The organism is Streptomyces sp. NPDC002306, assembly GCF_053593435.1.
On record NZ_JBSFCK010000132.1, the window covers coordinates 1 to 1,958 of the forward strand.

The 1,958-nt window shown below is 65.8% G+C and carries 1 protein-coding gene; it reads right to left on the minus strand.

Annotated elements, in window-relative coordinates; all coding sequences use genetic code 11:
- Window positions 1-935: 935 nt before the first annotated feature.
- Window positions 936-1,811, minus strand: a complete 876-nt coding sequence (locus ACWCQK_RS42395) for an IS5 family transposase (protein ID WP_451164592.1) — start codon at window positions 1,809-1,811, stop codon at window positions 936-938.
- Window positions 1,812-1,958: the final 147 nt, after the last annotated feature.

Sequence of the window (1,958 nt, forward strand, 5' to 3'; positions counted from 1 at the left end):
TACAGCTGGCCCCAACCCACCCACGCCGGCACCCAAGCCATCCGCATCAAACGACCCCGACCACCCGACCCAGACCCGTAAAGCAACGGCATTGCGTCTAAGGCGCTGTGGCCCCTGTGCACGGCCTTGCTCATGTCGAGAGTTGTACCGCAGCCGGAGAGGAAGACAGGGCAGGGGTGTACATCACGCGAGTGCAGCTCAGCAACATCAAGGGTTTCAGCGGCAGGCGCACGGTCGACCTAGGCCGTGTATCGAAAGTGCCTGGTGGCGACCTGTGGGGCATGTTCAAGAATCCCGTAGCTGCGATGATGTCCGCCATGGATTTGGAACCGCAGACTGATCTCGCTCGGCACTATGACTCCGGGGGTTGGTTGGCTCGGTTCGCGGGTCGGATGCTTGTGGTCTGTCCGAGATGCGGGGGCCGTGCTCTCGTGATCCCCCGGCCAGGCATTCCTGATCCCAGGTACTTCAGCGAGCTTCTGTTCCAGCCGCGTCGTCTGGCTTGTGGAGGGTGTGGTGCCATCGACGGCTGGAAGCCTGAGGTGCAGGGGGCTGGGCTGGTCGGCGCGGTGCTGGGTGGTAGTGAGGATCCGTTCTTCCAGCGGCCTCTGTGGCTGCAGACCCGTTGCGCCGGGCACATCTTGTGGGCCTACAACGAGGAACACGTCGACGAGCTGTCTGCCTACGTCGGAGCGCGATTGCGAGAGCGTGGCGGCGCGCGGCCGACGATGTCGATGTTCGCTCGGCTGCCGGGGTGGATGAAAAGGTCGGACAATCGCTCGGAGGTGCTGGCCGGCCTCGAGGTCCTGCGGGAGCTGGCGAAACGGACGGCACCTGCTGACCGCTCCGCTGCCGCGCACGAGCGCGGTGACCGCCCCCGAGCGCACAGGAGTATGTACTTTCGGGGCGGTCCTTATGAGTCTTGAAGGACCTGGTCACAGCCATTCGTTGATGGCCGCGACGAGAACGGTTGCCTCGTAGCGGACCGCGAGCTTGTCGTACCTCGTCGCCACGGCCCGGTGCCTCTTGAGGCGGTTGATGCCGCACTCGACCGCATGGCGCTCGCGGTAGTCGACCGGGTCGAAATACGGCGGCCGGCCGCCACGGGAGCCGAGTTTTTGGCGGTTGCGCGCCTGGTCGGCCTTGTCCGGGATGGTGCAGGGGATCCCACGGCGGCGCAGGTAGGCGCGGTTCTTGCGGGAGGCGTACGCCTTATCAGCACGCACCCGATCGGGGCGGACGCGTGGCCGGCCCGGCCCGATGCGGGGCACACGGACCTTCTCCAGCACGGGTTCGAACTGCGGTGAGTCTCCGCGCTGTCCTGCTGTCACCACGATCGACATGGGCTTCTGGCCTTGCTCGACTGCCAGGTGGATCTTGGTGGTGAACCCGCCGCGCGATCTTCCCAGCCCATGATCAAGGGGTTCGGTAAAGATGCCGCCTGGTGGTTCCTTCTGCAGGTCGCCCTGCTTGCGGGCCCCAGCCGCATGCTGATGGGCGCGGCAGACTGTGGAGTCGACGCTCAGGTCCCACGTGATCGCACCCTTCGCGTCGGCCAGAGACTGGAGCCGGGTGAGGATCCGCTGCCAGATGCCGTTCCGCTGCCATCGGCGGAACAGGTCGTAGACCCGGCTCCACGGCCCGTACTCGACGGGCACGTCCCGCCACGGGACACCGGTCCGGACCCGGAACCGTATGCCATCGATCAACTGCCGCCGAGGCCAGACGGGAGGCCGCCCCGCCCTGGCACCCTTCGGCAACAACAGCTCCAGCGCCGCCCACTGTTCGTCCGTGAGATCTCCCCGACCCATGAACCGTGATCATTCACAGCCCAAGATCCACTTTCGATACACGGCCTAGGGCCCAATGCCGTTGCTTTTGTAGTGGGCGTAGGCTGGTTGGCAGTGGGTCCCGGGGGTGGTTGGGGTGGCTTCGAGCGCGTCGGACTTATCGGGTCT

What these genes read in the sequence shown, in the direction of transcription:
- ACWCQK_RS42395 (WP_451164592.1), bottom strand. Translation starts at nt 1,811, where the DNA reads ATGGGTCGGGGAGATCTCACGGACGAACAGTGGGCGGCGCTGGAGCTG.